The 23,026-nt window shown below is 64.8% G+C and carries 20 protein-coding genes; 9 read left to right on the plus strand and 11 right to left on the minus strand.

The features are described 5' to 3' along the window. Positions 1 to 50 precede the first annotated feature (50 nt). Together Q0030_RS18360 and Q0030_RS18365 are read right to left on the minus strand one after the other, a co-directional pair. Positions 51 to 1,562 carry an acetyl-CoA acetyltransferase gene (locus Q0030_RS18360; protein ID WP_298369841.1) on the minus strand — a complete coding sequence of 504 codons (1,512 nt, stop codon included), beginning with the start codon at positions 1,560 to 1,562 and terminating at the stop codon, positions 51 to 53. 142 nt (positions 1,563 to 1,704) lie between these two features. Continuing rightward, positions 1,705 to 2,838 carry a nitronate monooxygenase gene (locus Q0030_RS18365; RefSeq protein ID WP_298369844.1) on the minus strand — a complete coding sequence of 378 codons (1,134 nt, stop codon included), beginning with the start codon at positions 2,836 to 2,838 and terminating at the stop codon, positions 1,705 to 1,707. Between the two features lie 278 nt (positions 2,839 to 3,116). On the opposite strand from Q0030_RS18365, the gene yghU reads away from it, so the two are divergent. Further along, positions 3,117 to 3,995, plus strand: coding sequence for a glutathione-dependent disulfide-bond oxidoreductase (gene yghU / locus Q0030_RS18370; protein ID WP_298369847.1), 879 nt, complete (start codon positions 3,117 to 3,119; stop codon positions 3,993 to 3,995). A 121-nt stretch (positions 3,996 to 4,116) separates the two neighbouring features. On the opposite strand, the gene Q0030_RS18375 is transcribed toward yghU, so the two are convergent. From Q0030_RS18375 to Q0030_RS18395, 5 genes are all read right to left on the minus strand, one after another. Next, positions 4,117 to 4,392, minus strand: a complete 276-nt coding sequence (locus tag Q0030_RS18375) for a GNAT family N-acetyltransferase (RefSeq protein WP_298369849.1) — start codon at positions 4,390 to 4,392, stop codon at positions 4,117 to 4,119. A 13-nt stretch (positions 4,393 to 4,405) separates the two neighbouring features. Further along, a complete protein-coding gene (locus tag Q0030_RS18380; protein WP_298369851.1) occupies positions 4,406 to 5,023 on the minus strand; it encodes a flavin reductase family protein in 618 nt (205 codons plus the stop codon). Positions 5,024 to 5,169: 146 nt separating this feature from the next. Next, on the minus strand, positions 5,170 to 6,447 hold the full coding sequence (locus tag Q0030_RS18385; RefSeq protein ID WP_298370124.1) for an acyl-CoA dehydrogenase family protein: 1,278 nt from the start codon (positions 6,445 to 6,447) through the stop codon (positions 5,170 to 5,172). A gap of 172 nt (positions 6,448 to 6,619) precedes the next feature. Beyond that, on the minus strand, positions 6,620 to 6,997 hold the full coding sequence (locus Q0030_RS18390) for a VOC family protein (RefSeq protein WP_092125064.1): 378 nt from the start codon (positions 6,995 to 6,997) through the stop codon (positions 6,620 to 6,622). 291 nt (positions 6,998 to 7,288) lie between these two features. Continuing rightward, positions 7,289 to 8,071 (minus strand): SDR family oxidoreductase, encoded by a 783-nt coding sequence (locus tag Q0030_RS18395; RefSeq protein ID WP_298369857.1) that lies wholly within the window; start codon positions 8,069 to 8,071, stop codon positions 7,289 to 7,291. 151 nt (positions 8,072 to 8,222) lie between these two features. Between Q0030_RS18395 and Q0030_RS18400 the strand changes: the two genes are divergently transcribed. Genes Q0030_RS18400 through Q0030_RS18410 form a run of 3 tightly spaced genes read left to right on the plus strand, consistent with a single transcriptional unit; the run spans position 8,223 to position 10,379 of the window. Continuing rightward, a complete protein-coding gene (locus Q0030_RS18400) occupies positions 8,223 to 9,017 on the plus strand; it encodes an enoyl-CoA hydratase/isomerase (protein WP_298369860.1) in 795 nt (264 codons plus the stop codon). Then, positions 9,014 to 10,000 (plus strand): phosphotransferase family protein, encoded by a 987-nt coding sequence (locus Q0030_RS18405; protein ID WP_298369863.1) that lies wholly within the window; start codon positions 9,014 to 9,016, stop codon positions 9,998 to 10,000. The genes Q0030_RS18400 and Q0030_RS18405 overlap by 4 nt, the downstream gene beginning before the upstream one ends. Before the next feature lies 1 nt (position 10,001). Further along, positions 10,002 to 10,379, plus strand: coding sequence for a DUF6285 domain-containing protein (locus tag Q0030_RS18410; protein ID WP_298369866.1), 378 nt, complete (start codon positions 10,002 to 10,004; stop codon positions 10,377 to 10,379). A gap of 129 nt (positions 10,380 to 10,508) precedes the next feature. On the opposite strand, the gene Q0030_RS18415 is transcribed toward Q0030_RS18410, so the two are convergent. After that, entirely contained in the window at positions 10,509 to 11,288 is a 780-nt protein-coding gene (locus Q0030_RS18415) for an enoyl-CoA hydratase-related protein (RefSeq protein ID WP_097670526.1), read from the minus strand. Between the two features lie 220 nt (positions 11,289 to 11,508). Here Q0030_RS18415 and Q0030_RS18420 point away from each other — a divergent pair, with 220 nt between their 5' ends. Both Q0030_RS18420 and Q0030_RS18425 read left to right on the plus strand, forming a co-directional pair. After that, a complete protein-coding gene (locus tag Q0030_RS18420) occupies positions 11,509 to 12,783 on the plus strand; it encodes an acyl-CoA dehydrogenase family protein (protein WP_298369870.1) in 1,275 nt (424 codons plus the stop codon). Between the two features lie 27 nt (positions 12,784 to 12,810). After that, the gene (locus tag Q0030_RS18425) at positions 12,811 to 13,284 is read left to right on the plus strand and encodes a GFA family protein (RefSeq protein ID WP_298369872.1); all 474 of its coding nucleotides are present in this window, start codon (positions 12,811 to 12,813) and stop codon (positions 13,282 to 13,284) included. 142 nt (positions 13,285 to 13,426) lie between these two features. Here Q0030_RS18425 and Q0030_RS18430 read toward each other — a convergent pair whose 3' ends face one another. Beyond that, entirely contained in the window at positions 13,427 to 15,007 is a 1,581-nt protein-coding gene (locus Q0030_RS18430) for a fatty acid--CoA ligase (protein WP_298369874.1), read from the minus strand. 259 nt (positions 15,008 to 15,266) lie between these two features. Next, the gene (locus Q0030_RS18435; protein WP_298369876.1) at positions 15,267 to 16,142 is read right to left on the minus strand and encodes an SDR family oxidoreductase; all 876 of its coding nucleotides are present in this window, start codon (positions 16,140 to 16,142) and stop codon (positions 15,267 to 15,269) included. 100 nt (positions 16,143 to 16,242) lie between these two features. Here Q0030_RS18435 and Q0030_RS18440 point away from each other — a divergent pair, with 100 nt between their 5' ends. The 3 genes from Q0030_RS18440 (at position 16,243) to ppc (ending at position 21,756) form a co-directional block, all read left to right on the plus strand. Continuing rightward, positions 16,243 to 17,055: a crotonase/enoyl-CoA hydratase family protein gene (locus Q0030_RS18440; protein WP_298369878.1), complete on the plus strand. Its 813-nt coding sequence runs from the start codon at positions 16,243 to 16,245 to the stop codon at positions 17,053 to 17,055. Positions 17,056 to 17,178: 123 nt separating this feature from the next. Further along, positions 17,179 to 18,723, plus strand: a complete 1,545-nt coding sequence (locus Q0030_RS18445; RefSeq protein ID WP_298369880.1) for an acyl-CoA synthetase — start codon at positions 17,179 to 17,181, stop codon at positions 18,721 to 18,723. Between the two features lie 240 nt (positions 18,724 to 18,963). Beyond that, complete coding sequence (ppc, locus tag Q0030_RS18450) at positions 18,964 to 21,756, plus strand: phosphoenolpyruvate carboxylase (RefSeq protein WP_298369882.1); 2,793 nt, start codon at positions 18,964 to 18,966, stop codon at positions 21,754 to 21,756. A 139-nt stretch (positions 21,757 to 21,895) separates the two neighbouring features. Here the strand turns inward: ppc and Q0030_RS18455 are convergent, their stop codons facing one another. Further along, positions 21,896 to 23,008: an SMP-30/gluconolactonase/LRE family protein gene (locus Q0030_RS18455; RefSeq protein WP_298369884.1), complete on the minus strand. Its 1,113-nt coding sequence runs from the start codon at positions 23,006 to 23,008 to the stop codon at positions 21,896 to 21,898. Positions 23,009 to 23,026 lie beyond the last annotated feature (18 nt).

Genomic DNA, 23,026 nt, shown 5'->3' on the forward strand with positions numbered 1-23,026 from the left:
AGACGTTGATGGCCGGGACGTGCCCGGCCATGACATGCAGAAAGAGAGCCTCAGCCCACCCGCCATTCCAGCACGCCGTCACTCGCGGTGACGATGTTGCCCGTGCTGCCGACCGGCGTGCGGTCGAGGTCCTGCAGATACGCCAGCGTTGCCGCGTCACTCGCCGGGATGCGGCCGAGGGTGCGGCGGCCGTCCTCGGTGCGCAGCATGGTGACGCCATGCTCGACCTCGCCATTGGCGCGATAGATCACGGTGAAGGCCTCGACCTTGCCTTTTCCCGTTGCCTCGGCGGTGAAGTCGGGCACGTTGCGCCTGTTGCGATCGGCCTCCGCCTGCACGCTCGTGTCCTGCTTGAGCGCGGCCGTCGGCGCCGCGCGCGACAGCACGAGGCCATGATGCTTGGTGACGAAGCCGCCCTGGCCGTAGAGCAGGCCGAGCGTGCCGCCGCTTCGGAGTTTGCGCACCATCGCGCAGGCCGAATGCGTCATGTAGGTGTTGAGCGGCGCGCCGAAGAACGTCAGACCGCCGGTCACGGTCGGCTGCACGTCGGCGCCGAGGCCGAGCGTCCGGCGCGCCATCTTCGGCACGCAGGGGAAGCAGCTATAGAGCTCGATCGCATCGAACTTCCTGCCGTCGCCGCCGACGAGGTCCATCACCGCCTTCAGCACCGCATTCTGCGCGTGGCTCTCCACGAACTGGTCGCGGATCAGATAGTCGCGCGGCTCTTCCGCCGAGGCGCCGCCGAGCGGATAGATCAGCTTGTCCTCGGGCACGCCGGCGGTGCGCGCTTTCGCAAGGCTGGTCAGGATCAGCGCGCCACCCATGTTCACCGTCGGGTTCGCCACCATCAGCTTGGTGTAGGGCCAGGCGATCATCCGGTTGTCCGGTGTCGCCGTGGTGATCTCCTCGCCGGTGAAGCGCTTCTTCAGCCAGGAGTTCGGATTGTCGGCGGCAACCCGCGCATAGGTCGACCACAGGTCGCCGGACTCCTTGAGCGCCTCACGCGGCGTCTGGCCCCAATGCGCAGAGGTCGCGGACTCATAGAGTGGGTAGACCGTGATCGGCCGGAACACGCCGAGCGCAACAGCCAGCGGCTTCTGGAATGCGGCGCCGCGCTTCGGCTCCTCCACGTCGTGCGCGAACGGTGTCCACGGCAATTCGACGCCGGCGCGCTGCGCCTTGGTTGCGGTCGATTGTGCCTCCGCGCCGCAAACTGCGGCAACGTTGCATTCGCCGCGCGCGATGCGTTGCGCCGCCTCGTGCAGGTAGCGGATCGGGCTCTCGCCGCCGACCGGGCCGTAATAGAGATGCGCTGGCGCGATGCCGAGCCGCTGCGCCAGCTGCTTCTCGGGATCGCGGTAGCGCCAGCTCAGGAAGTTGACGACATCGAGCGACTGCACGTCGGACAGCAGCTTTGCGCCGCTGTCGGCCTCGGCGCGCTTCAGTGCCTCTTCCAGCAAAGTGAGCGGCTCGAGGCCGGCGGCGATGTCCTTCGGACGATCGACGACCTCGCCGACGCCGACGATGACGGGAATGCGGTCTTCGGGGATGCTGTTCGACATTCTTGTTGCTTCACTCTGCGGTATTGGGCTCGGTGGTTGTTCTAGCCGTCATTGCGAGCGAAGCGAAGCAATCCATATCTCGACTCGGGGAAAGCTGGATTGCTTCGTCGCGTTGCTCCTCGCAACGACGGTGGTGCGTTGCTTACTCCGCCACCAGCGCGTTCATGTGCTCGACGGCTTCGACAAAATCTTCCTTGAATTCCTGCACCACGGCGCCCGCCGACTTCACGCTGTCGACCAGGCCGACACCCTGACCGACGAAGTAGCTGACGAGATCGCGCGCCTTCTCGTTGCCGGCGGCAGCGGCGCGGTCGATCGCGTTGAAGGCGTCGCGGCTGATGATGCTTTGCAGCGGCATCGGCAGCGCGCCGGGGCTATCCGGCGAGCGGTCCCAGGCGTCGGTCCACACCGAACGGAGCTGCCGCGCCGGCTTGCCGGTGCGGCCCTTCGAGCGGATGGCGTCGCGCGAGGAGGCCGCGATCATCTTCTCGCGGAAGATCTCCGAGGTCTCCGACTCCACGGTGGCAAGCCACACCGAGCCGGTCCAGGCGCCGGCCGCGCCCATCGCCATGCAGGCCGCCATCTGGCTGCCGGTCATGATGCCGCCGGCGGCGAGCACCGGCACGTCGCGGATCTTCCTGACCGCCTTGATCACCTCGGGCACCAGCACCATGGTCGAGACTTCGCCGCAATGGCCGCCGGCCTCGGTGCCCTGCGCGACGAGGATGTCGACGCCGGCCGCGACCTGGCGCAGTGCGTGCTCCTTGGAGCCGACCAGCGCCGCCACCGGCACGCCGTGCTTGCGGCCCATCTCGATCATCGCTTTCGGCGGCACGCCCAGCGCGTTCGCGATCAGCCTGATCGGATGGCGGAACGAGACCTCGAGCAATTGCAGCGCCGTCTCGGCATCGAATGGCTGCGGCTGGTTGTCGGCGACACTCTGCGTCGTGAGCTCGATGTTGTATTTCTTGAGGAGATTGCGGGTGAAATCGCGATGCTCCTGCGAAACGCGCTTTTCAAGGCTCTTCCACGTGACGTTCTTCTCACCCGCGGTCGAGATATTCTCGGGGATCAGCACGTCGATGCCGTAGGGCTTGCCGTCGACGTGATCGTCGATCCATTTCAATTCCTGCTCCAGCGTCTCCGGCAGATACCGGGTCGCGCCGAATACGCCGAAGCCGCCGGCGCGGCTGACCGCCGCCACAACGTCGCGGCAATGGCTGAAAGCGAGCAGGGGGAATTCAATTCCCAACATGTCGCAGATCGGTGATTTCATGGACTGGTTTTCTCCCGGCAGCCGTTTTTTGTGCTTGTTGGCATCAGGCTTCCGCGACGCTAGCGCATCATGGATGGTCAAGCCAAGCTGGTTTCCACTGCGGCGATCTTGCGTGCAGGCGCTGCTCTGGCAGCATCCCTCGCGACGCATTCCGCAAGGTAGAAAATGCGAGAACACAGGCTGGGCAAAGCCGAGCGCGCCCACCATCTAGTGCGGACGTGCGGATGGGCACGGCGGTCGCCGCCCCACCTTGGAAACGTAAACCGGGAGCCAACGACGTGACTGACACCTCTGACTACGAGCCTCCGAAAGTCTGGACCTGGAACAAGGAGAGCGGCGGGCGCTTCGCCAGCATCAACCGGCCGATCGCCGGTCCAACCCATGACAAGGAACTGCCGGTCGGCCGCCATCCGCTGCAACTTTACTCGCTGGCGACGCCGAACGGCGTCAAGGTTACCGTGATGCTGGAAGAGCTGCTCGCGGCGGGCCACAAGGGTGCGGAATACGACGCCTGGCTGATCAAGATCGACGGCAACCAGTTCGGCAGCGGCTTCGTTGCGGTCAATCCGAATTCGAAGATCCCGGCGCTGATGGACCGCAGCGGACCGGAGCCGATCAGGGTGTTCGAGTCGGGCTCGATCCTGGTCTACCTCGCGGAAAAGTTCGGTGCGTTCCTGCCGACCGACGTCAAGACCCGCGCGGAAACCTTCTCCTGGTTGTTCTGGCAGATGGGCTCGGCGCCGTATCTCGGCGGCGGCTTCGGGCATTTCTATGCCTATGCGCCGACCAAGATCGAATACGCGATCGATCGCTTTGCGATGGAGGTGAAGCGCCAGCTCGACGTGCTCGACCGCAGGCTCGCCGACAACGAATATCTCGCCGGCGACGTCTACACCATCGCCGACATGGCGGTGTGGCCCTGGTACGGCGGTCTGGCCAAGGGGCTGCTTTATGGCGGCGGTGAATTCCTGTCGGTGCAGGACTACAAGAACGTGCAGCGCTGGACCGACGCGATCGCAGCACGGCCCGCGGTGAAGCGCGGCCGCATGGTCAACCGCACCTGGGGCGAGCCGTCGAGCCAGCTCCATGAGCGCCACGATGCCAGCGATTTCGAAACGAAGACGCAGGACAAGATCGGCGAGCCGGCGGCGTCGTAGCTGTACGGCTTTGTAGGGCGGATTAGCTGCGTAGGGCGGATTAGCCGAAGGCGTAATCCGCCATCGTGCGCGGGCAGATCGGCGGGTTACGCTGCGCTAACCCGCCCTACGCATCCGCGTTTCACCCCAACAAATCGTCGTACTCCGGATGCTTCTTCATGAAGCCCTGGATGAACTCGCATTTTACGACGAGCTTGATGTTCTGCGCGCGGACGGCGTCGAGTGTCGCGCGAGCGAGCTTCGAGCCGACGCCGCGGCCGCCGAGCTCCGGCGGCACCACGGTATGCACAAGCGTGATCGTATCCGGCGTCTTGCGGTAGACCACGAAGGCGGTGGTGCCATCGACGTCAAGTTCGAACCGGCTCTGTGCCGGGTTGTCGCGGAATGCTTCACTCATTCGGTCGTCCTCGTTACGTGTTCTTCACACCTTCGGCCGCGGGAAACACCACGCGGTCGTCGGTGCGGCAGTAGCGGTCGGCGAACATACGGCCGATCGGGTGGTAACGCTCCATGTGGACGCGCATCGCATCACGGTCCCACAATTCGTCGCGGATGTGGAAGTGGATGCCTTCGCCCATGATCAGCTGGCGATCGCCGTTGACGTCGATCAGCTTCCAGGTCTTGCACTCCATCGCGAACGGCGCGTCGGCGAGCCGGGGCACCGCGATCTTGCTGGAGGGCGCGAGCTTCAGGCCGAGATAGCCGGGCTCGCCGATCTCGGGCGGGAAATCGCCCGAGGTCTCGTGCATCGGGCGCGCCAGCGGCTCGTCGGTGAGATTGACCACGAACTCGCCCAGGTGCTGGATATTGACCAGCGTGTCCTTCTCGCGGCCGTCCGGCCGTCGGTTGACCGCGAACATGCAGAGCGGCGGGTCCTCGCAGAACACGTTGAAGAACGAGAACGGCGCCGCGTTGACCACGCCGTCTGCGCCGAGGCTCGTCACCCAGGCGATCGGCCGCGGCAGCACGAAGGAGGTCAGCACCTTGTAGCGTTCGCGCTGGCTGAGGTCGCTTGGGGAATATTCCATGGGATGATCCGAAGAGCGTAGGGCGGGTTAGCGAAAGCGTATCCCGCCGCCGAGGGTTCGGAAAGCAAAGGCGGGTTACGCTTGCGCGAACCCGCCTTGCAGACTTGCTTCCTTACCACGCCCCGCGGGGAGTGGGGGCGCATCCACTAGGTCATGCTCAATTCGTGGCGGCCGACCACCATCCAGTGCACCTCGTCCGGACCGTCGGCGAAGCGCAGATGGCGGACGTCCTGGTACATTTCGCCGAGCGGCGACCACTGCGAGATGCCGGTGGCGCCGTGCATCTGGATCGCCTGGTCGATCACCTTGCAAGCGCGCTCGGGCACCATGGCCTTGACCATCGAGACCCAGACGCGGGCTTCCTTGTTGCCGAGCACGTCCATCGCCTTGGCCGCCTTCAACACCATCAGGCGCATCGCTTCGATCTCGCAGCGGGCTTGGGCGATGATCTGCATGTTGCCGCCGAGATGGGCGATCTTCTTGCCGAACGCTTCGCGGGTGAGGCCGCGCTGCACCATCATGTCGAGCGCCTTCTCGGCCTTGCCGATGGTGCGCATGCAGTGATGGATACGGCCCGGTCCGAGGCGGACCTGCGAGATCTCGAAGCCGCGGCCTTCACCGAGCAGCATGTTCTCCTTCGGCACCTTCACATTGTTGAAGCGCAGATGCATGTGGCCGCGCGGTGCGTGATCATGGCCGAACACGTGCATCGGGCCGAGGATCTCGACGCCGGGGGTGTCGATCGGCACCAGGATCTGCGACTGCTGCTTGCTCGGCGCCGCGTCGGGATTGGTCTTCACCATCACGATCATGATCTTGCAGCGCGGATCGCCGGCGCCGGAGATGTAATACTTCTCGCCGTTGATCACCCACTCGTCGCCGACCAGCTTTGCGGTGGTCGAGATGTTCTTGGCGTCGGAGGAGGCGACGTTCGGCTCTGTCATCGCATAGGCCGAGCGGATCTCGCCGTTGAGCAGCGGCTTCAGCCACTTCTCCTTCTGCGCCTTGGTGCCGACGCGCTCCAGAACTTCCATGTTGCCGGTGTCGGGGGCCGAGCAGTTCATGGTCTCGGAGGCCAGCGGGCTCTTGCCGAGCTCGGCGGCGATGTAGGCGTAGTCGAGGTTGTTGAGGCCGTCGCCGGTTTCGGCGTCGGGCAGGAAGAAGTTCCAGAGACCGACTTCCTTGGCCTTGTCCTTGGCCTTCTGCAGGATCGCGAGCTGCTCGTCCGTGAAGCTCCAGCGGTTGGTCTTCTTCTCGCCGGCGCGATAGAACTCGACCGACATCGGGTCGACTGTGTCGCGGATGAATTGCTTCACATGGTCGTACAGCGGGCGCACCTTGTCCGACATGCGGAGGTCGTTGAGCTCGTCGCCCGGATTGAGCGTGTAGTTCGTGGTGCGCGGCACATAGGCATGCTTCATTATCGTTTCTCCCGTGGCGAAGGCGTGTTTCGCGGCGGACAATAAACGCGTGCGACGCGAAGCGCGAGCACCGATTTTCCTGATATCTCTACCGCATCGCGGAATATCACGACGGCGTTTCAAACGTTGTTTGAACGCCGCCGTGTACCGCGTGAAAGAGTCAGGCGGACGCCGGCTAGGTCATCCGATGCATCGCGCAGATCTTGTTGCCGTCGAGGTCGCGCAAATAGGCGAGGTAGAGCTTGATGCCATTGCCCTCGCGCACGCCCGGCGGGTCCTCGCAGGTCTTGCCGCCATTGGCGATGCCGGCCGCGTGCCAGGCATGGACCTGCTCCGGCGAAGAGCAGGCAAAGCCGATCGTGCCGCCATTGGCGTGCGTCGCCGGTTCGCCGTTGATCGGCTTGGAAACCATGAAAATGCCGGCCTTGGTGAGGTACATAATGCGGTGACCGTCGACCCGGGCCGGCCGGACATCGAGCGTGCCGAGCAGCGCATCATAGAACGCCTTGGCCTTGTCCAGATCGTTGGTGCCAACCATCACGTGTGAAAACATCTGAAATATCCTCCCTGCTTGTTGACGAAAGCCGCCTTGTTGCGTCCTTGCCGCTCGAACGCTTAGCAGCAGTTTTGCCGCGACGGAAGCGACGCTGCGTCGCGTGTGGCGTGGTGTGGCAACTTGAATCGAGGACCATCCCATCGTCGTCCCGGCGCAGGCCGGGACCCATAACCACAAATGCCAACTGTTAGGTACCGCTGGAACGACGAGTCCCGTTCACTACAACTGCTGCGGCGTATGGGTCCCTGCTTTCGCAGGGACGACACCGGTGAAGCGGCAAGTGCGCGGCTAGAACGCCGTGTACCCGCCGTCGATCACGAAGCAATCCGCCGTATGATAGGACGACGCCTTGCTCATGAGGTAGACGGCGATGCCGCCGAAATCGCTCGGCTCGCCAAAGCGGCGTACCGGGATGCGCGGCATCACATTGGCGACGAACTTGTCGTTGGCCATGATGCCGGCGGTCATGTCGCTCTTGATCCAGCCGGGCAGGATCGCATTTGCGGTGACGCCGTGGCGGGCAAGCTCGACGCCGAGCGCGCGGCACAGCGCGTTCAGCGCGGCCTTGGTGCCGGCATAGTGCTCGTTGCGTGCGGTGCCGAACAGCGAGGCGAGGCTCGAGGTTGCGACCAGCCGGCCGAACTTGTCGCCGGCCTCGGAGCGCTCGGTCATGTGGCGTGCCGCAGCCTGGAATACATGGAAGACGCCGTCGAGATTGGTCGCGAACATCTTGCGCCATTCCTCCTCGGTGCGGTCGATGAAGGAGCGGCGTCCGCCGCCGCCGATGCCGGCATTGGCGAAGCAGCCGTCGACGCGGCCGAAGGTGTCGAGCGTCGCCTTCATCGCGGTCTTGACCGAGCCGGGATCGGTGACGTCGCAGAATTGCGTCGCGACCTTGCCGGGCCCGGCCTTCATCGAGGCCGCGGCATTGGCGTTTTTTTCCGCGTTGCGGCCCCAGATCGCGACGTTGCAGCCGGCGGCGTTGAGTGCCTGCGCGATGCCGAGGCCGATGCCGCCGTTGCCCCCGGTGATGACAGCGACGCGGCCGGTGAGATCGAAGATGCCACTCATTGGGGTTTCCATTTGGTTTGGTGCGCGCTAATCACGCGTTCACGGATGGGCTTGCTGCCGACCATGGACAAGCCCGGCACAAAAATCAAATATGGGTCGAAGCATCGACCTACCGCGGTACCAACCGCCGAAGCAACGTAAAGAGGAAACCATGCAGTTCAAGCACGTCACGCTCGACTTCGACGGATCGGTCGCGATCCTCAAACTCGACCATCAGGAAGTCATGAACGCTGTGTCGATCGACATGCTGGGCGGCCTTGCCGAGGCGCTCGATGCGATCGACGACAAGCGCGACGAGGTGCGCTGCCTGGTGATCACGGGCGCGGGCCGCGCCTTCTGCACCGGCGCCAATCTGCAGGGCCGCAACCAGCAGCAGAAGCCCGGCAAGAGCAACGCCGGCGCGGCGCTGGAGACCGCGTTCCATCCGTTCCTGCGCCGATTGCGTAAGCTGCACTGTCCGATCGTGACCGCGGTGAACGGGCCGGCTGCCGGTGCCGGCATGAGCTTCGCGTTGATGGGCGACCTCATCCTGTGCGCGCGCTCGTCCTATTTCCTGCAGGCGTTCCGCCGCATCGGCCTGGTGCCGGATTGCGGCTCGACCTGGCTGCTGCCGCGGCTGATCGGCAAGGCGCGTTCGGTCGAGCTGTCGCTGCTCGGCGAGCGGCTGCCGGCCGAGAAGGCGCTGGAATGGGGCCTCGTCAACCGCGTCTATGACGACGCCGCGCTGATGGAGGAGACCATGAAGCTGGCGCACGATCTCGCCAACGGCCCGACCGTCGCGTTGTCGCTGATCCGCAAGCTCTATTGGGACAGCCCGGAGAATACCCTCGAGGATCAGCTCAATCTGGAATGCGAGTCGCAGCGCATTGCGGGCCGCGCCGAGGATTTCAAGGAAGGCGTCACCGCATTCCTCGAGAAGCGTCCGGCGAAGTTCAAGGGCAAATGATCGAGACCGAGCTCAGGCGCTGCGTCGCCTCGTTTCATCCTGGCGCGACCGGCGTCACAGGCGCCGCGAAGCTCTCCGGCGGCGCCAGCCAGGAGACCTGGACGTTCGACATCGTGCACCCGAACGGCAATGTCGGCGCGATCCTGCGCCGCGCGCCGCCGGGCTACGGTGCGGCGCCCGGCCGCGCCGCCGGCCTCGAGGCCGAGGCGACGCTGATGCAACTCGCGCATGACGCGGGCCTGCCGTCGCCGAAGGTGATGCATGTCCTGAGGCCGGAAGATGGCCTTGGTCGCGGCTTCATCATGGCGCGGGTCGAAGGCGAGACCATCGCGCGGAAAATTTTGCGTGACGAGGAATTTGCCAAGGCGCGGCCGATGCTGGCACGCCAGCTCGGCCGTGTCATCGCCGGCATTCATGGCCTGCCGCAAGCAAAACTGCCGCAGCTGCGCGGCCTGACGGCGACCAAGGAGATCGAGGATCTCGCCCGTGAGTATCACAGCTTCAACTGGCCGCGGCCGGTGTTCGAGCTGGCGCTGCGGTGGCTGCGCGATCACGATCCCGGTCCGTCCTCGGAGGTGACGCTGGTGCATGGCGATTTCCGCCACGGCAATCTGATCATCGGCCCCGACGGGGTGCGCGCGGTGCTCGACTGGGAGCTCGCGCATACCGGCGATCCCATGGAGGATCTCGGCTGGATTTGCGTCAATTCGTGGCGCTTCGGCGAGATCGACAAGCCGGTCGGCGGCTTCGGCTCCCGCGAGGATCTGTTCGCGGGTTACGCCGAGGCCGGCCGCAAGGTCGATCCTGATCGCGTGATGTTCTGGGAAGTGATGGGCACGCTGCGCTGGGGCGTGATGTGCTGCGGCATGATGCAGCGCTTCCGCCTGGGCCCCGATCACTCGATGGAGCGCGCGATGATCGGGCGGCGGGCGTCGGAGACCGAGATCGATCTGCTTAGGCTACTGGCACCGAGAGGCCGTTGAGATGCAGGACGAACCGACACCCACCGAACTGATCAAGGCCGTCGCCGATTTCCTGCGCAACGAGATCGCACCCGCGATCAAGGGGCACAACAGCTTCAAGCTGCGCGTCGGCATCAACGCGCTCGATCTGGTGACGCGGCAGCTCGCGCTTGCCGAGGTCGGCGATGCGACCGAGGCCGCGCGGCTGAAGGCGCTGCTCGACACGGATGGCACGCTGATGGAGCTGAACCGCGCGCTGTCGGAGAAGATCGCAAGCGGCGAGGTCGACCTGGCAACGCCGGGGTTGCCTGAACATCTCTGGCAGACCACGATGGACAAGCTCGCGGTCGATCAGCCGAACTACGCGTCCTACAAGAGGGAACTGGGGAATAAGGTGTAGCAAATATCCAAGTTCGTCATTCCGGGATGCGCCGATAGGCGCAGGCCCGGAATCCATACTCACGATGGTGGCTATGGATTCCGGGCTCGTCGCTTCGCGACGCCCCGGAATGACGGAAGGAGAGAGCGTTTACCGCCCCAGCCACTTCGGCGGACGCTTCTCCGAAAACGCCTTCGGGCCCTCGATGTAATCCTGCGAGGCGGCCATCGCCTTCACCGCCGGATACTCGCGCTGCTCGGCCAGCGCCTGCTCCAGCGAGACTTCGAGGCCCTTCTGGATCGCTTGCTTGGAGGCACGGATCGACATCGGCGAGTTCTTGGCGATGGTCTCGGCCCAGCGCTCGGCGGCCGCCAGCGCCTCGCCCTGCGGCACCACCTCATTGACGAAGCCGAGCTCGAGGCCCTCCTTGGCGCTGACATGGCGCGCGGTCAGGATCATGCCCATGGCGCGCTTCAGCCCGATCTGGCGCGGCAAGCGGTGGACTCCGCCAGCGAGTGCCGCAAGGCCGACGCGCGGCTCGGGCAGGGCGAAGGTGGCATTTTCGGAGGCGATGATCAGGTCGCAGGCCAGCGCGATTTCGAACCCGCCGCCCATTGCGACGCCATTGACGGCGGCGATGATCGGCTTGTCGCAGTCGAAGCGGCTGGTCAGCCCGGCAAAGCCGCCCTTGTCCCAGCCGCGCTTGCCGCCGGCCGCCTGCCATTTCAGGTCGTTGCCGGCGCAGAACGCCTTGTCGCCGGCGCCGGTGACGATCGCGACCCACTGCTCGGGGTCGGCGGAGAAGTCGTCGAACACCTTGTTGAGCTCGAAATGCGCGTCGATATGCAGCGCGTTGTAAACCTCGGGCCGCGACAGCGTCACGATGGTGATGGGACCCTTGCGCGTCACCTTGGAGAATTTCAGATCCATGTTTGCTCCCGTCGATTTTCTGCGGCGAAGAATATGGCTGATATCCTACCGCCTGCACCTCGTTCCGCGCCATCCAATTACGCAACGCCACCGCGCGCGCAAGCCTCATCGGCCTGCTTGACTTGGCGGCGTGCTTCTCACCTTAATCGATCCGAACGCGGCTACGCGATAGCGTCTAAACGCAAAACCAGAATCAACAATATCTTCGGGAGTGACCGCCTTGGATTTCAATCTACCGGCTGACCTGACAGCCTATCTCGCCGAGCTCGATCGCTTCATCGAACGCGAGGTCAAGCCGCTGGAAGCGGCTGGCGACAACATCCGCTTCTTCGATCATCGCCGCGAATGGGCGCGCACCGATTTCGACAAGGGCGGCCTGCCACGCCATGAATGGGAATTGCTGCTGCGCAAGGTCAAGAACCTGGCGGATGCCGCCGGCCACCTGCGCTTCGCGATCCCGAAGCGTTACGGCGGCAAGGACGGCTCCAATCTCTGGATGGCTGTGATCCGCGAACACTTTGCCTCGAAAGGTCTCGGCCTGCACAACGATCTGCAGAACGAGCATTCGATCGTCGGCAATCTTCCGCTGGTCACCATGCTCGATCGCTATGGAACCGACGAGCAGAAGGCGATGATCGACGGCTCGATCACGGGCAAGTACCGCATCACGTTTGGTCTTACGGAGCCCGAGCACGGCTCCGACGCCACGCACATGGAGACCAAGGCGGTGCAGGCGACCCGCGACAACGTCAAGGGCTGGATCATCAACGGCGAGAAGATGTGGACGACAGGCATGCATGTCGCGACCCACTGCGCGCTGTTTGCCCGCACCTCCGGCAATGACGGCGACGCGCGCGGCATCAGCTGCTTCCTGGTGCCGGCGAAATCGCCGGGCGTGAAGGTCGAGGAGTATATGTGGACCTTCAACATGCCGACCGATCATCCGCGGGTCAGCTTCACCGACGTGTTCGTGCCTGAGAATGCGCAGTTCGGCGAGGTCGGCCGCGGCCTGTCGCTGGCGCAATGTTTTGTCCATGAGAACCGCATCCGTCAGGCGGCAAGCTCGCTCGGCGCTGCGGTCTATTGCATTAATGAAAGTGTGAAGTATGCGCGCGAGCGAAAACCGTTCGGCAAGGCGCTGGCCGAGAACCAGGCGATCCAGTGGCCGCTGGTCGAGCTTGCGACCCAGGCCGAGATGCTGCGGCTGTTGATCCGCAAGACGGCGTGGGAGATGGATCAACTGACCCAGGCGCAGGTCGAGCACACGTTGTCGGACCGGGTCTCGATGTGCAATTTCTGGGCAAACCGGCTGTGCTGCGAGGCCGCCGACCGCGCGATGCAGGTGCATGGCGGCATGGGTTATTCGCGGCACAAGCCGTTCGAGCACATCTACCGCCACCATCGCCGCTATCGCATCACCGAAGGCAGCGAGGAAATCCAGAAGCGCAAGGTGGCGGGCTTCCTGTTCGGCTACATGGGCGCCGGCAAGCACTGAGGCCCTGAACCGAGGAGGGGGCACGGCATGGAAGGCGGATGCACCTGCGGAAACGTCCGCTACCGCCTCACCGGCGGGCCGCTGATCGTGCACGCCTGTCACTGCACCTGGTGCCAGCGCGAGACCGGCACCGTGCATGCGCTCAACGCGATGTACGAGGTCGAGCGGGTCGCGCACATCGCGGCCGAGCCCGAGATCGTCGACACGCCGTCGGCGAGCGGCAAGGGGCAGAAGATCGCCCGCTGCCCGCGCTGCAAGGTCGCGGTGTGGAGCAACTATCCCGGCGCGGGACCGGCGGTGCGCTTCGTCCGCGTCGGCACGCTGGATGATCCGGGCCAGTGCCCGCCTGACGTCCACATCTTCACCTCGTCCAAACAGCCCTGGGTGACGTTCCCGCCCGGAGCGAAGGTGTTCGCGGAGTATTACGATCGGAAGGAGGTCTGGCCGAATGAGGCGCAGGAGCGTTGGCGTCTTCTCCGGGAGAAGATGAAGAAGACTTGACGGCTCTCTCCACCGTCGTCCCGGCGAAGGCCGGGACCCATAACCGCGAGAGGTCGTTGGTGGAGAAGGATGGGGCCACAGCGTGTTGCCACCACCAACAACGGTGGCAATGGGTCCCGGCCTTCGCCGGGACGACGGAGGGCTAGTTCACCTGCCGGTCCTTCCCCACCCAGTACGGATCGCGCAAATTTCGTCGCAAAATCTTGCCCGACGGGTTGCGCGGCAGCGCCGGGATGAAGTCGACCGATTTGGGCGTCTTGAATCCCGCGATCCGCTCGCGGGTGAAGTTAATGATGTCGGTCGCCGTCGCGCTCTTGCCCGGCTTCATTACGACCACCGCCTTCACCGCCTCGCCCCATTTGTCGTCGGGGATGCCGATCACTGCGGCTTCCGCCACGTCCGGGTGGTCGCAGAGCGCGCTCTCGACTTCGGCCGGATAGATGTTCTCGCCGCCGGAGATGATCATGTCCTTGATGCGGTCGTGGATGTAGAGATAGCCGTCACTGTCCATGTAGCCGGCATCGCCGGTGCGCAGCCAGCCGTCGCTATCGATGGTGCGCGCGGTGGCCTCGGGCAAATTCCAGTAGCCGGCCATGTTGGAGCCGGAGCGGGTGGCGATCTCGCCGACTTCGCCCGGCGGCAGCGGCTTGCCATCCGGATCGAGGATCGCAAGCTCGATGCCGGGCAGCGCCTTGCCGGCGGAGCGCATGCGGTCGAGCCCCTCGATGTGATCCTCCGGCGGCAGCGCGACGATGGTGCCGGTGGTCTCGGTCATGCCGTACATCTGCACGAAGCCGCATTTGAAGACCTCGATGCACTCCTTCAGCAGCGCCGCCGGGATCGGTGAGGCGCCGTAAAGCATGTATTTCAGGCGCGAGAAGTCGACCTGCCGCGCGCGGGGCTGCCGCACCACGAACTGCATCGCCGCCGGCACCATGAACAGCTTGGTGATGCCGGATTGCTCGAAGAAGTCGAGCACCTTGGTCGGGTCGAACTCGCGGGCGATCACGCCGCGGGCGCCGTGATAGAGCCCCATCACGCCCCAGCCGGAGCCGCCGATGTGGAAGATCGGCATCGCGACCAGCGAGACGTCGTCGGTGGTCCACCGGTTCCATTCCGGCTTCTCGGCCTCATTGCCGCTCTGCACGAGGTTGAGGAAGTTGGCGTGCGACAGCATCGCGCCCTTCGGCTTGCCCGTGGTGCCCGAGGTGTAGAGCTGGATCGCGATGTCCTTGGGCTCGATCGCAACGCGCGGGTCGTCGCCGCTCTGCGCGTCGCGCCAGGCGAGATAGTCGGGCCATTCCGGCGCGCCGCCCTCGGTCGTGATGACGGTGCGGACGCTCGGCAGCTTGTCCCTGATGTTGCGCGCTTGCGTGATGAATTCGGGGCCGACGAACAGGGCGGGCGCCTTGCAGTCGTCGACGATGAAGGCGACCTCGGGGCCTGCGAGGCGCCAGTTCACCGGCGCCATCACCACGCCTGCCTTCATCGCCCCCATCAACAATTCGAAATAGAAGTCGCTGTTCTTGCCGAGATAGGCGATCCGCTCGCCTTTCTTGATGCCCATCGCGATCAGCGCGTTGGCGACGCGGTTGGTGTTCGTGTCGAATTCGGCGAAGCTGGTTTGCCGGCCCTCGAACTCATAGGCCAGCGCATCGCCGCGACCGTTAGCGCGGTCGCGCACCATGTCGGCAAGGTTGCTCAGTTTCGGCGCGTCGGACATGTTTCCCCCGGGACGTCTTGTTTTGGTTGCGCGGAGTGTGGCGGCATCGCGCGGGAAAAACAATACGGGGGAGGTGGCCGCGACGTTTCAACATCGTCGTCCCGGCCTAGTGCGCAATTGCGCACGGGGGCCGGGACCCATTGCCACAAATGTTGATGTGGCGCGACGCTGGGGCCACAGCGGACGCGAACGTCGCAATGCGGTGGCTATGGGTCCCGGCCTGCGCCGGGACGACGGCAGAGGAGTTGGCGCGCGAGCTTCAACCTCGCGCCGCGCGATCCTTCTCGTTCTGGGCCTTGATCGAGTCGCGTGCCTTGGTCCAGTCGTCGTCGCTCCAGTCGCGGAGCTGGTAGAAATTGCCGCCCATCGCCAGCGCCTGCGCGCCGTCCATGGCGATGGTCTCGCCGTTGATCCAGTCGCAGCCGCCGGAGATCAGGAACACCGCGAGGTTCTGCAGCTCCTCCATAGTGCCGACCCGGCCCATCGGGTTCATCGCCTTGGTCCGCGCGCCGGCCTCGTCGCCGGGCTTGATGCGCTTGCTCATGCCCTCGGTCGGGATCTCGCCGGGCGCGATGGTGTTGAGGCGGATGCCGTGGCGGCCCCATTCGATCGCGAGCGACATCGTCATGGCATGGATCGCCGACTTGCTCATCGCCGACGGCACCACGTAAGGCGAGCCGTTGCGCACCCAGGTCACGGTGATCGACACCACGTTGCCGCGATGGCCGCCGGCGATCCAGCGCCGGCCCACCGCATGCGTGACGTAGAAGGTGCCGTGCATCACGATGTTGGCCACTGCATCGAACCCGCGCGCGGAGAGCTCTTCCGACCGCGAGATGAAATTGCCCGCGGCGTTGTTGATGAGATCGGTGAGCGGACCGCTGGTGGTCCAGATCGACTCGATCATCTCGTCGACCGCCATCGCATTGCGGATATCGACGCCGTGGCTGACCACGCGTCCGCCATGCTCGGCCATCAATTCGGTGGCGGTCTCGTCGCAGACGCTCTTGCGGCGGCCGCAGATATGCACCTCGGCTCCGAGCTGCAGGAACCGCGTGGCCATGGCCTTGCCAAGGCCGGTGCCACCACCGGTTACCAGTATGCGCCGCCCGGCAAGAAGCTGGTCAGAGAACATCGTTTCCTCCACGGGGGTTGTCAGTTAATTGGTCGATTGACTAAAAGCGGACAACGGCCTTTGTGTAAAGCGCCAACTCAAGGACAAAGCGGAGGGAATGATGGAAGATCGCGTTTCGATATCGATTTCAGACGGTATCGCCGATGTCCGCCTGGTGCGGGCGGACAAGATGAACGCGCTCGATGCCGCGATGTTCGAGGCATTGGTCGCCGCAACCGACCGGCTTTCCAAGGAAAAGGGCGTTCGGGTCGTCGTGTTGTCCGGCGAGGGACGGGCCTTTTGCGCCGGCCTCGACATGGGGCGGTTCGCCGCCATGAAGGATGGCGGTAACGGGGTGCCGGGCGGCGAGAACCGCGATCTCAGCATTCGCACCCATGGCAAGGCCAATTTCGCGCAGCAGGCGGTCTGGAGCTGGCGCCAGCTTCCGGTGCCGGTGATCGCCGCGGTCCACGGCGTCGCGTTCGGCGGCGGCTTCCAGCTCGCGCTCGGCGCCGACATGCGCTTCCTCTCGCAGGACGCGCGGATGTCGATCATGGAGATCAAATGGGGCCTCGTCCCCGACATGGCCGGCACGCCGATCCTCGCGAGCCTCGTGCGCGACGATATCCTGCGCGAGCTCACCTATACCGGCCGCATCTTCTCGGCGCAGGAAGCACAGAGCTACGGCCTTGCCACCCGCGTCTGTGACGACCCGCGCGCCGCCGCGCTCGAGGTCGCGCGCGAGATCGCCGGCAAGAGCCCGGATGCGATCCGTGCCGCGAAGCGGATGCTGAACAATCTGTCGGTCGATCCGGCGGCCGCGCTGCTTGCGGAATCGGTCGAGCAGCAGAAGTTGCTCGGCAGCCCGAACCAGACCGAATCCGTGCGCGCCAATCTGGAGAAGCGCGCGCCAAGGTTTGCGGATGTTGGGTAGACGCAGCGCCGTCATTCCGGGATGGTCCGAAGGACCAGTCCTAGCATCTCGAGATTCCGGGTTCGATGCTGCGCATTGCCCCGGAATGACGACTTAACCCGACGACAGATCGGACAGCGACAAATGGAAACGTCCCAACCCTTTCTCGGTATCGTCAGCGGCGGTCGCCGGCGCGATCACGCGGCGGTCGCCGAGCGCACCGACCGCATTGCCAGCGGCCTGAACAAGCTCGGCGTCAAGCCGGGTGACAGCGTCTGCATGCTGATGCGCAACGACATTGCGTTCATCGAGGCTGCCTACGCGGCGATGCGGCTCGGCGCCTACGGCGTGCCGATCAACTGGCACTTCAAGCCGGAGGAGATCAACTACGTCCTGACGGATTCCGGCACGCGGGTCCTGGTCGGCCATGCCGACATGCTGCATCCGCTGCGCGGCGCGATCCCGCCCGATGTCACCGTACTCAGCGTGCCGACGCCGCCGGAAATCCTCGCCAACTACAAGATCAACCCCGATCATCTCGCGACACCCGACTTCGCGATCGACTTCGAATCCTGGCTCGCCCAATTCCCGCGCTATGACGGCCCTGTGGTGCCGCAGCCGCAGAACATGATCTACACTTCGGGCACGACGGGCCATCCGAAGGGCGTGCGCCGCTTCGCGCCGACGCCGGAGCAGACCGCCAATGCGGAAGCGATGCGCGGGATGATCTACGGCCTGAAGCCCGGGGCGCGCGCGATCCTGCCCGGACCGCTCTATCATTCGGCGCCGAATTCCTTCGGACTGCGTTCCGGCAAGCTCGGCGGCGCGCTGGTGCTGATGCCGCGCTTCGACGCGGAGGAATTTCTGCAGCTGATCGAGCGCGAGAAGATCGACACCATCTTCATGGTGCCGACCATGTTCATCCGCCTGATGAAGCTGCCGGAGGAGGCGCGCCGGAAGTACGACATGTCGTCGCTGCGCCACATCATCCATGCCGCCGCGCCCTGTCCGCCCGACGTCAAGCGCGCCATGATCGAATGGTGGGGGCCGGTGATCTACGAATTCTACGGATCGACCGAGTCAGGTGCGGTGACGTTCGCCAATTCCGAGGACGCGCTGAAGAAGCCCGGCACGGTCGGAAAGATCTCGCCCGGCGCCGAGCTTCGCTTCATCGGCGACGACGGCAAGGAGGTGCCACAGGGGCAGATCGGCGAGATCTACTCGCGGATCGCGGGCAATCCCGACTTTACCTATCACAACAAGTCCGAGAAGCGCGCCGAGATCGATCGGCAGGGATTCATCACTTCGGGCGACGTCGGCTATATCGACGCGGACGGCTACGTCTTCATCTGCGACCGCAAGCGCGACATGGTGATCTCGGGCGGCGTCAACATCTATCCGGCCGAGATCGAGGCCGTGCTGCATGCGGTGCCCGGCGTGCATGATTGCGCGGTGTTCGGCATTCCCGACGCCGAGTTCGGCGAGGCGCTGATGGCGGTGGTCGAGCCGCAGCCCGGCGTGACGCTCGACATCGCCTCGGTCCGCGCCCAGCTCAAGACCGCGCTCGCCGACTACAAGGTGCCCAAGCACATCGAGATCCAGTCCAACCTGCCGCGGGAGGATTCCGGAAAGATCTTCAAGCGCCGGCTGCGTGACCCGTATTGGGAGCGGGCGGGGCGGAGGATCTAGGGGCAGCAAACTCGCTGTCGTCCCGGGCAAGCGAAGCGCGACCCGGGATCCATAACCACAAATCCATGGGTTGCGCGCAGCTGTGGCCCCAGCCTGATTTAACCACAGCCGCCGGTGGTTATGGGTCCCTGCTTTCGCAGGGACGACGGGCGAGTGTGCACCGCTTCCAAGTTCATCTTGCGCTGCGGCAAAAAAAGCGCACACTCCGGAGGAACCCGGCAGCCTCTGGAGTAGCCCGCCATGTCACCCCAGACCATGCCTTCCGAGACCGATCTCGGTGCCAGGAGTGCCGCGGAAAAGGCGGCACAAGAGGAGGATGCACGGCTCCGGAACGACATCCGGCTCCTCGGGCGCGTGCTGGGCGACACCGTGCGCGACCAGGAAGGGGCCGATGTGTTCGACCTGGTCGAACGCATCCGCCAGACTTCGGTCCGGTTCCATCGCGACGAGGACAAGCTGGCGCGGCGGGAGCTGGAAGGCATCCTCGACGGCATGTCGATCGCCGAGACGCTGCAGATCGTCCGCGCCTTCAGCTATTTCTCCCACCTCGCCAATATCGCCGAGGACCAGAACAACATCCGCCAGATGCGCAGCAGCGGCCCCAGCGGGGCGCCGCGGCCGAGCACGCTGGAGCAGACGCTGATCCATGCCCGCCAGGCCGGCATCAGCCCGGCCGACCTGCGCAGCTTTTTCAAAAGTGCGCTGGTCAGCCCGGTCTTGACGGCGCATCCGACCGAGGTCCGCCGCAAGAGCACGATGGACCGCGAGATGGAGATCGCGCATCTGCTCGACCGCCGCGAGCGGCTAGAGATGACGCCGGAGGAGAGCGAAGCCAGCGACGAGCAGCTCCGCCGCGCGGTTGTGACGCTGTGGCAGACCAACCTGCTGCGCCGGACCAAGCTCACCGTGCTCGACGAGGTGGCCAACGGCCTGTCGTTCTACGATTACACTTTCCTGCAGGAAGTCCCGCGCGTGCACTGCGCGCTGGAGGACCGCCTGAACAAGGAGGGCGGCGAGGCGGGCGAACTCGCCTCGTTCCTCCGGATGGGAAGCTGGATCGGCGGTGACCGCGACGGCAATCCGTTCGTCACGGCGGAGGTGATGCGCGGCACGCTGCGGCTGCAGTCGAGCCGGGTGCTCAGCTTCTATCTCGAGGAGCTGCACGCGCTTGGCGCCGAACTGTCGCTGGCAGCACACCTCGCCGATGTCTCGGACGAACTGAGGATTCTTGCTGAGCGTTCGCCGGACACCTCGCCGCATCGGAGCGGCGAGCCCTATCGTCTGGCGGTATCGGGCATCTATGCGCGGCTCGCGGCCACCGCGATGCGGCTTGAGGTCGAGACCACGCGGCCGCCGGTCGGCAAGGCCGAGCCTTATGCCAGCGTGAATGAATTCCAGGCCGATCTCGACGTGCTCAACCGCTCACTGATCGCGAACAATTCCGGCGTGATCGCGCGCGGCCGGCTGCGGCAGTTGCGGCGCGCGGTGGATTGCTTCGGCTTCCATCTGGCGCGGCTCGACATCCGCCAGAACTCGGCGGTGCATGAGCGCACCGTCGCCGAGCTGCTCGACACCGCAAATCCCGGCATGTCCTATCTGGCGCTCGGCGAGGATGCGCGCGTCAGCCTGCTGCTCGGCGAATTGCGCAATGCGCGGCCGTTGGCCTCGCCCTTCGTCAAATATTCCGAGGAGACCCAAAGCGAGCTCGCCGTCTTCCGGGCCGCGGCTGAAGCCCACGCCAGGTTCGGTCCGGAGGTGATCTCCCAGTGCATCATCTCGATGTGCAAGGGCATGTCCGACATGCTCGAGGTCGCGGTGCTCCTGAAGGAGGTCGGGCTAGTCAACCCGTCCGGCCGCAGCGCCATCAACATCGTGCCGCTGTTCGAGACCATCGAGGATCTGCAGGCCTCGAGCGGCATCATGGACCGCATGCTGGTGTTGCACGACTATCGCAAGCTGGTCGACAGTCTCGGCAGCGTGCAGGAGGTGATGCTCGGTTATTCCGACAGCAACAAGGACGGCGGCTTCGTCACCTCGGGCTGGGAACTCTACAAGGCCGAGATCGGCCTCGTCGAGGTGTTCGAGCGTCACGGCGTGCGGCTGCGCCTGTTCCATGGCCGCGGCGGCTCGGTCGGCCGCGGCGGCGGCCCGAGCTATGATGCGATCATCGCGCAGCCCGGCGGCGCGGTGAACGGCCAGATCCGCATCACCGAGCAGGGCGAGATCATTTCCTCGAAATATTCCAATGCCGAGGTCGGCCGCAGCAATCTGGAGATCCTGGCCGCGGCTACGCTGGAAACCAGCCTGCTGCAGCCGCGGCAGAGCGCGCCGCGCCCCGAATATCTCAAGGCGATGGAAGAGATTTCCGCGCTCGCCTTCAAGGCCTATCGGGGCCTCGTCTATGAGACCGAAGGCTTCGCCGACTATTTCTGGGGTTCGACGGTCATCAACGAGATCGCGACCTTGAACATCGGCAGCCGTCCGGCCTCGCGCAAGAAGACCCGCGAGATCGAGGACCTGCGCGCCATTCCCTGGGTGTTCTCCTGGGCGCAATGCCGGCTGATGCTGCCGGGTTGGTATGGCTTCGGCAGCGCGGTCGAGACCTGGATTGCCGGGCACCCGGAGCAGGGCATGCCGTTCCTACAGGAGCTCTACAGAGAATGGCCGTTCTTCCGCACACTGCTCTCCAACATGGACATGGTGCTGGCGAAGAGCTCGATCGCCATCGCCTCGCGCTATGCCGAGCTGGTGCCCGACGTCGCACTGCGCGAGAATATCTTCGGCCAGATCCGCCGCGAGTGGCATCTTTCGATCGAGACGCTGCTCGACATCATGGGCCACGACCGGCTGCTGCAGGGCAACCCGCTGCTGGAGCGCGGCATCCGCAACCGCTTTCCCTATCTCGACCCGCTCAATCACGTGCAGGTCGAACTGCTGAAGGTGCACCGCGCGCAGAACCCGGACGAGCAGGTGCTGCGCGGGATTCAGATCACGATCAATGGGATCTCGGCTGGCTTGCGGAACAGCGGCTAGTCACAGCGTCGTCCCGGCGAAGGCCGGGACCCATAACCACGACCGGTGTTGTTGCGAGAAGCTGGAGCCCCAGCTTTTTGAACAATCGACACTGGTGGTTATGGGTCCCTGCTTTCGCAGGGACGACAGCGTCTTGATATCAACAGTTGTGCGCGCCTCTTGTCTCCACATACACCGCATACAATGACTGGCTCGCGGTCATGAACAGGCGGTTGCGCTTCTTGCCGCCGAAGGTGAGGTTGGCGCAGGTCTCCGGCAGCAGGATCTGGCCGATGCGCTGGCCGTCGGGCGCGAACACCTGCACGCCGTCATAGCCCGGGCCGACCCAGCCGGCGCCGACCCAGATGTTGCCGTCGATGTCGACACGCATGCCGTCAGGGAAGCCTGACTTGCCGTCCAGCGTCATGTCGATCAGCGTGCGCGGGTTCGAGAGCTTGTCGCCGTTGAGGTCGTACTGCCAGACGATGTTCTTGGCGTTCGGATAGTGCGTGATGCCGGTGTCGCAGACATAGACCTTCTTGTAGTCGTGGCTGAAGGCGATGCCGTTCGGCTTGAACGGTTCGTCGGCAACCTTGGTGATCTGTCCGGTCACGGCATCGATGCGGTAGACGGCTTCCTTCTGGTAGGGCTGGTTCGAGCCGGTGTTGGCGCGCTGGCCCTCGTAGATCGAGACCGCGCCATAGCCGGGATCGGTGAACCAGATCGACTTGTCGTTGGGATGCACGACCATGTCGTTCGGCCCATTGAGCTGCTTGCCATTGGCCTGCTCGGCCAACGAGGTGACGGTTCCGTCGTGCTCGTAGCGTACCAGCCGCGTGCGCTCGGCGGTGATCTGGCGGCCCTCGAAATCGAAGGTCGAGCCGTTGGCCTCGTTCGACGGCTTGTGGAACTGCTCGGAGATGTGGCCGTCATCGTCGAGATAGCGCAACTGCCGGTTGGCCGGGATATCGCTCCACACCAGATACTGGCCCTGTGCGTTCCAGGCCGGGCCTTCCGCCCAGAGGCAGCCGGTGTACAGCCGCTTGATCGCGGTGTTGCCGACCTTGGCCTTGAAGCGCTTGTCGTCGATCACGACGATGTCAGGATCCGGATAACGCTGCGGCTCCGCATTGCGGCCGAAGTCGCGCGCTGCAGCATCGGATGCAGCCATCGCGGTTGCAGCAAGCGCGGTTGCGCCGCGCAAAATGGTTCGACGGTCGAACGCCTTCGCGCCGTCGCTCTCGTGTTGCTCTGTGTTGTTTGGATTTGTCACGAAAGTCCTCCCAGGCTT

Source organism: uncultured Bradyrhizobium sp., from assembly GCF_947648125.1.
Classification (GTDB): Bacteria; Pseudomonadota; Alphaproteobacteria; order Rhizobiales; family Xanthobacteraceae; genus Bradyrhizobium.

Excerpts from the sequence above, each read along its gene's own strand:
- Q0030_RS18360 (WP_298369841.1), bottom strand. The coding sequence starts at position 1,562 with ATGTCGAACAGCATCCCCGAAGACCGCATTCCCGTCATCGTCGGCGTC.
- Q0030_RS18365 (WP_298369844.1), bottom strand. The coding sequence starts at position 2,838 with ATGAAATCACCGATCTGCGACATGTTGGGAATTGAATTCCCCCTGCTC.
- Q0030_RS18375 (WP_298369849.1), bottom strand. The coding sequence starts at position 4,392 with ATGAGTGAAGCATTCCGCGACAACCCGGCACAGAGCCGGTTCGAACTT.
- Q0030_RS18380 (WP_298369851.1), bottom strand. The coding sequence starts at position 5,023 with ATGGAATATTCCCCAAGCGACCTCAGCCAGCGCGAACGCTACAAGGTG.
- Q0030_RS18390 (WP_092125064.1), bottom strand. The coding sequence starts at position 6,997 with ATGTTTTCACACGTGATGGTTGGCACCAACGATCTGGACAAGGCCAAG.
- Q0030_RS18395 (WP_298369857.1), bottom strand. The coding sequence starts at position 8,071 with ATGAGTGGCATCTTCGATCTCACCGGCCGCGTCGCTGTCATCACCGGG.
- Q0030_RS18400 (WP_298369860.1), top strand. The coding sequence starts at position 8,223 with ATGCAGTTCAAGCACGTCACGCTCGACTTCGACGGATCGGTCGCGATC.
- Q0030_RS18405 (WP_298369863.1), top strand. The coding sequence starts at position 9,014 with ATGATCGAGACCGAGCTCAGGCGCTGCGTCGCCTCGTTTCATCCTGGC.
- Q0030_RS18410 (WP_298369866.1), top strand. The coding sequence starts at position 10,002 with ATGCAGGACGAACCGACACCCACCGAACTGATCAAGGCCGTCGCCGAT.
- Q0030_RS18415 (WP_097670526.1), bottom strand. The coding sequence starts at position 11,288 with ATGGATCTGAAATTCTCCAAGGTGACGCGCAAGGGTCCCATCACCATC.
- Q0030_RS18425 (WP_298369872.1), top strand. The coding sequence starts at position 12,811 with ATGGAAGGCGGATGCACCTGCGGAAACGTCCGCTACCGCCTCACCGGC.
- Q0030_RS18430 (WP_298369874.1), bottom strand. The coding sequence starts at position 15,007 with ATGTCCGACGCGCCGAAACTGAGCAACCTTGCCGACATGGTGCGCGAC.
- Q0030_RS18435 (WP_298369876.1), bottom strand. The coding sequence starts at position 16,142 with ATGTTCTCTGACCAGCTTCTTGCCGGGCGGCGCATACTGGTAACCGGT.
- Q0030_RS18440 (WP_298369878.1), top strand. The coding sequence starts at position 16,243 with ATGGAAGATCGCGTTTCGATATCGATTTCAGACGGTATCGCCGATGTC.
- Q0030_RS18445 (WP_298369880.1), top strand. The coding sequence starts at position 17,179 with ATGGAAACGTCCCAACCCTTTCTCGGTATCGTCAGCGGCGGTCGCCGG.
- ppc (WP_298369882.1), top strand. The coding sequence starts at position 18,964 with ATGTCACCCCAGACCATGCCTTCCGAGACCGATCTCGGTGCCAGGAGT.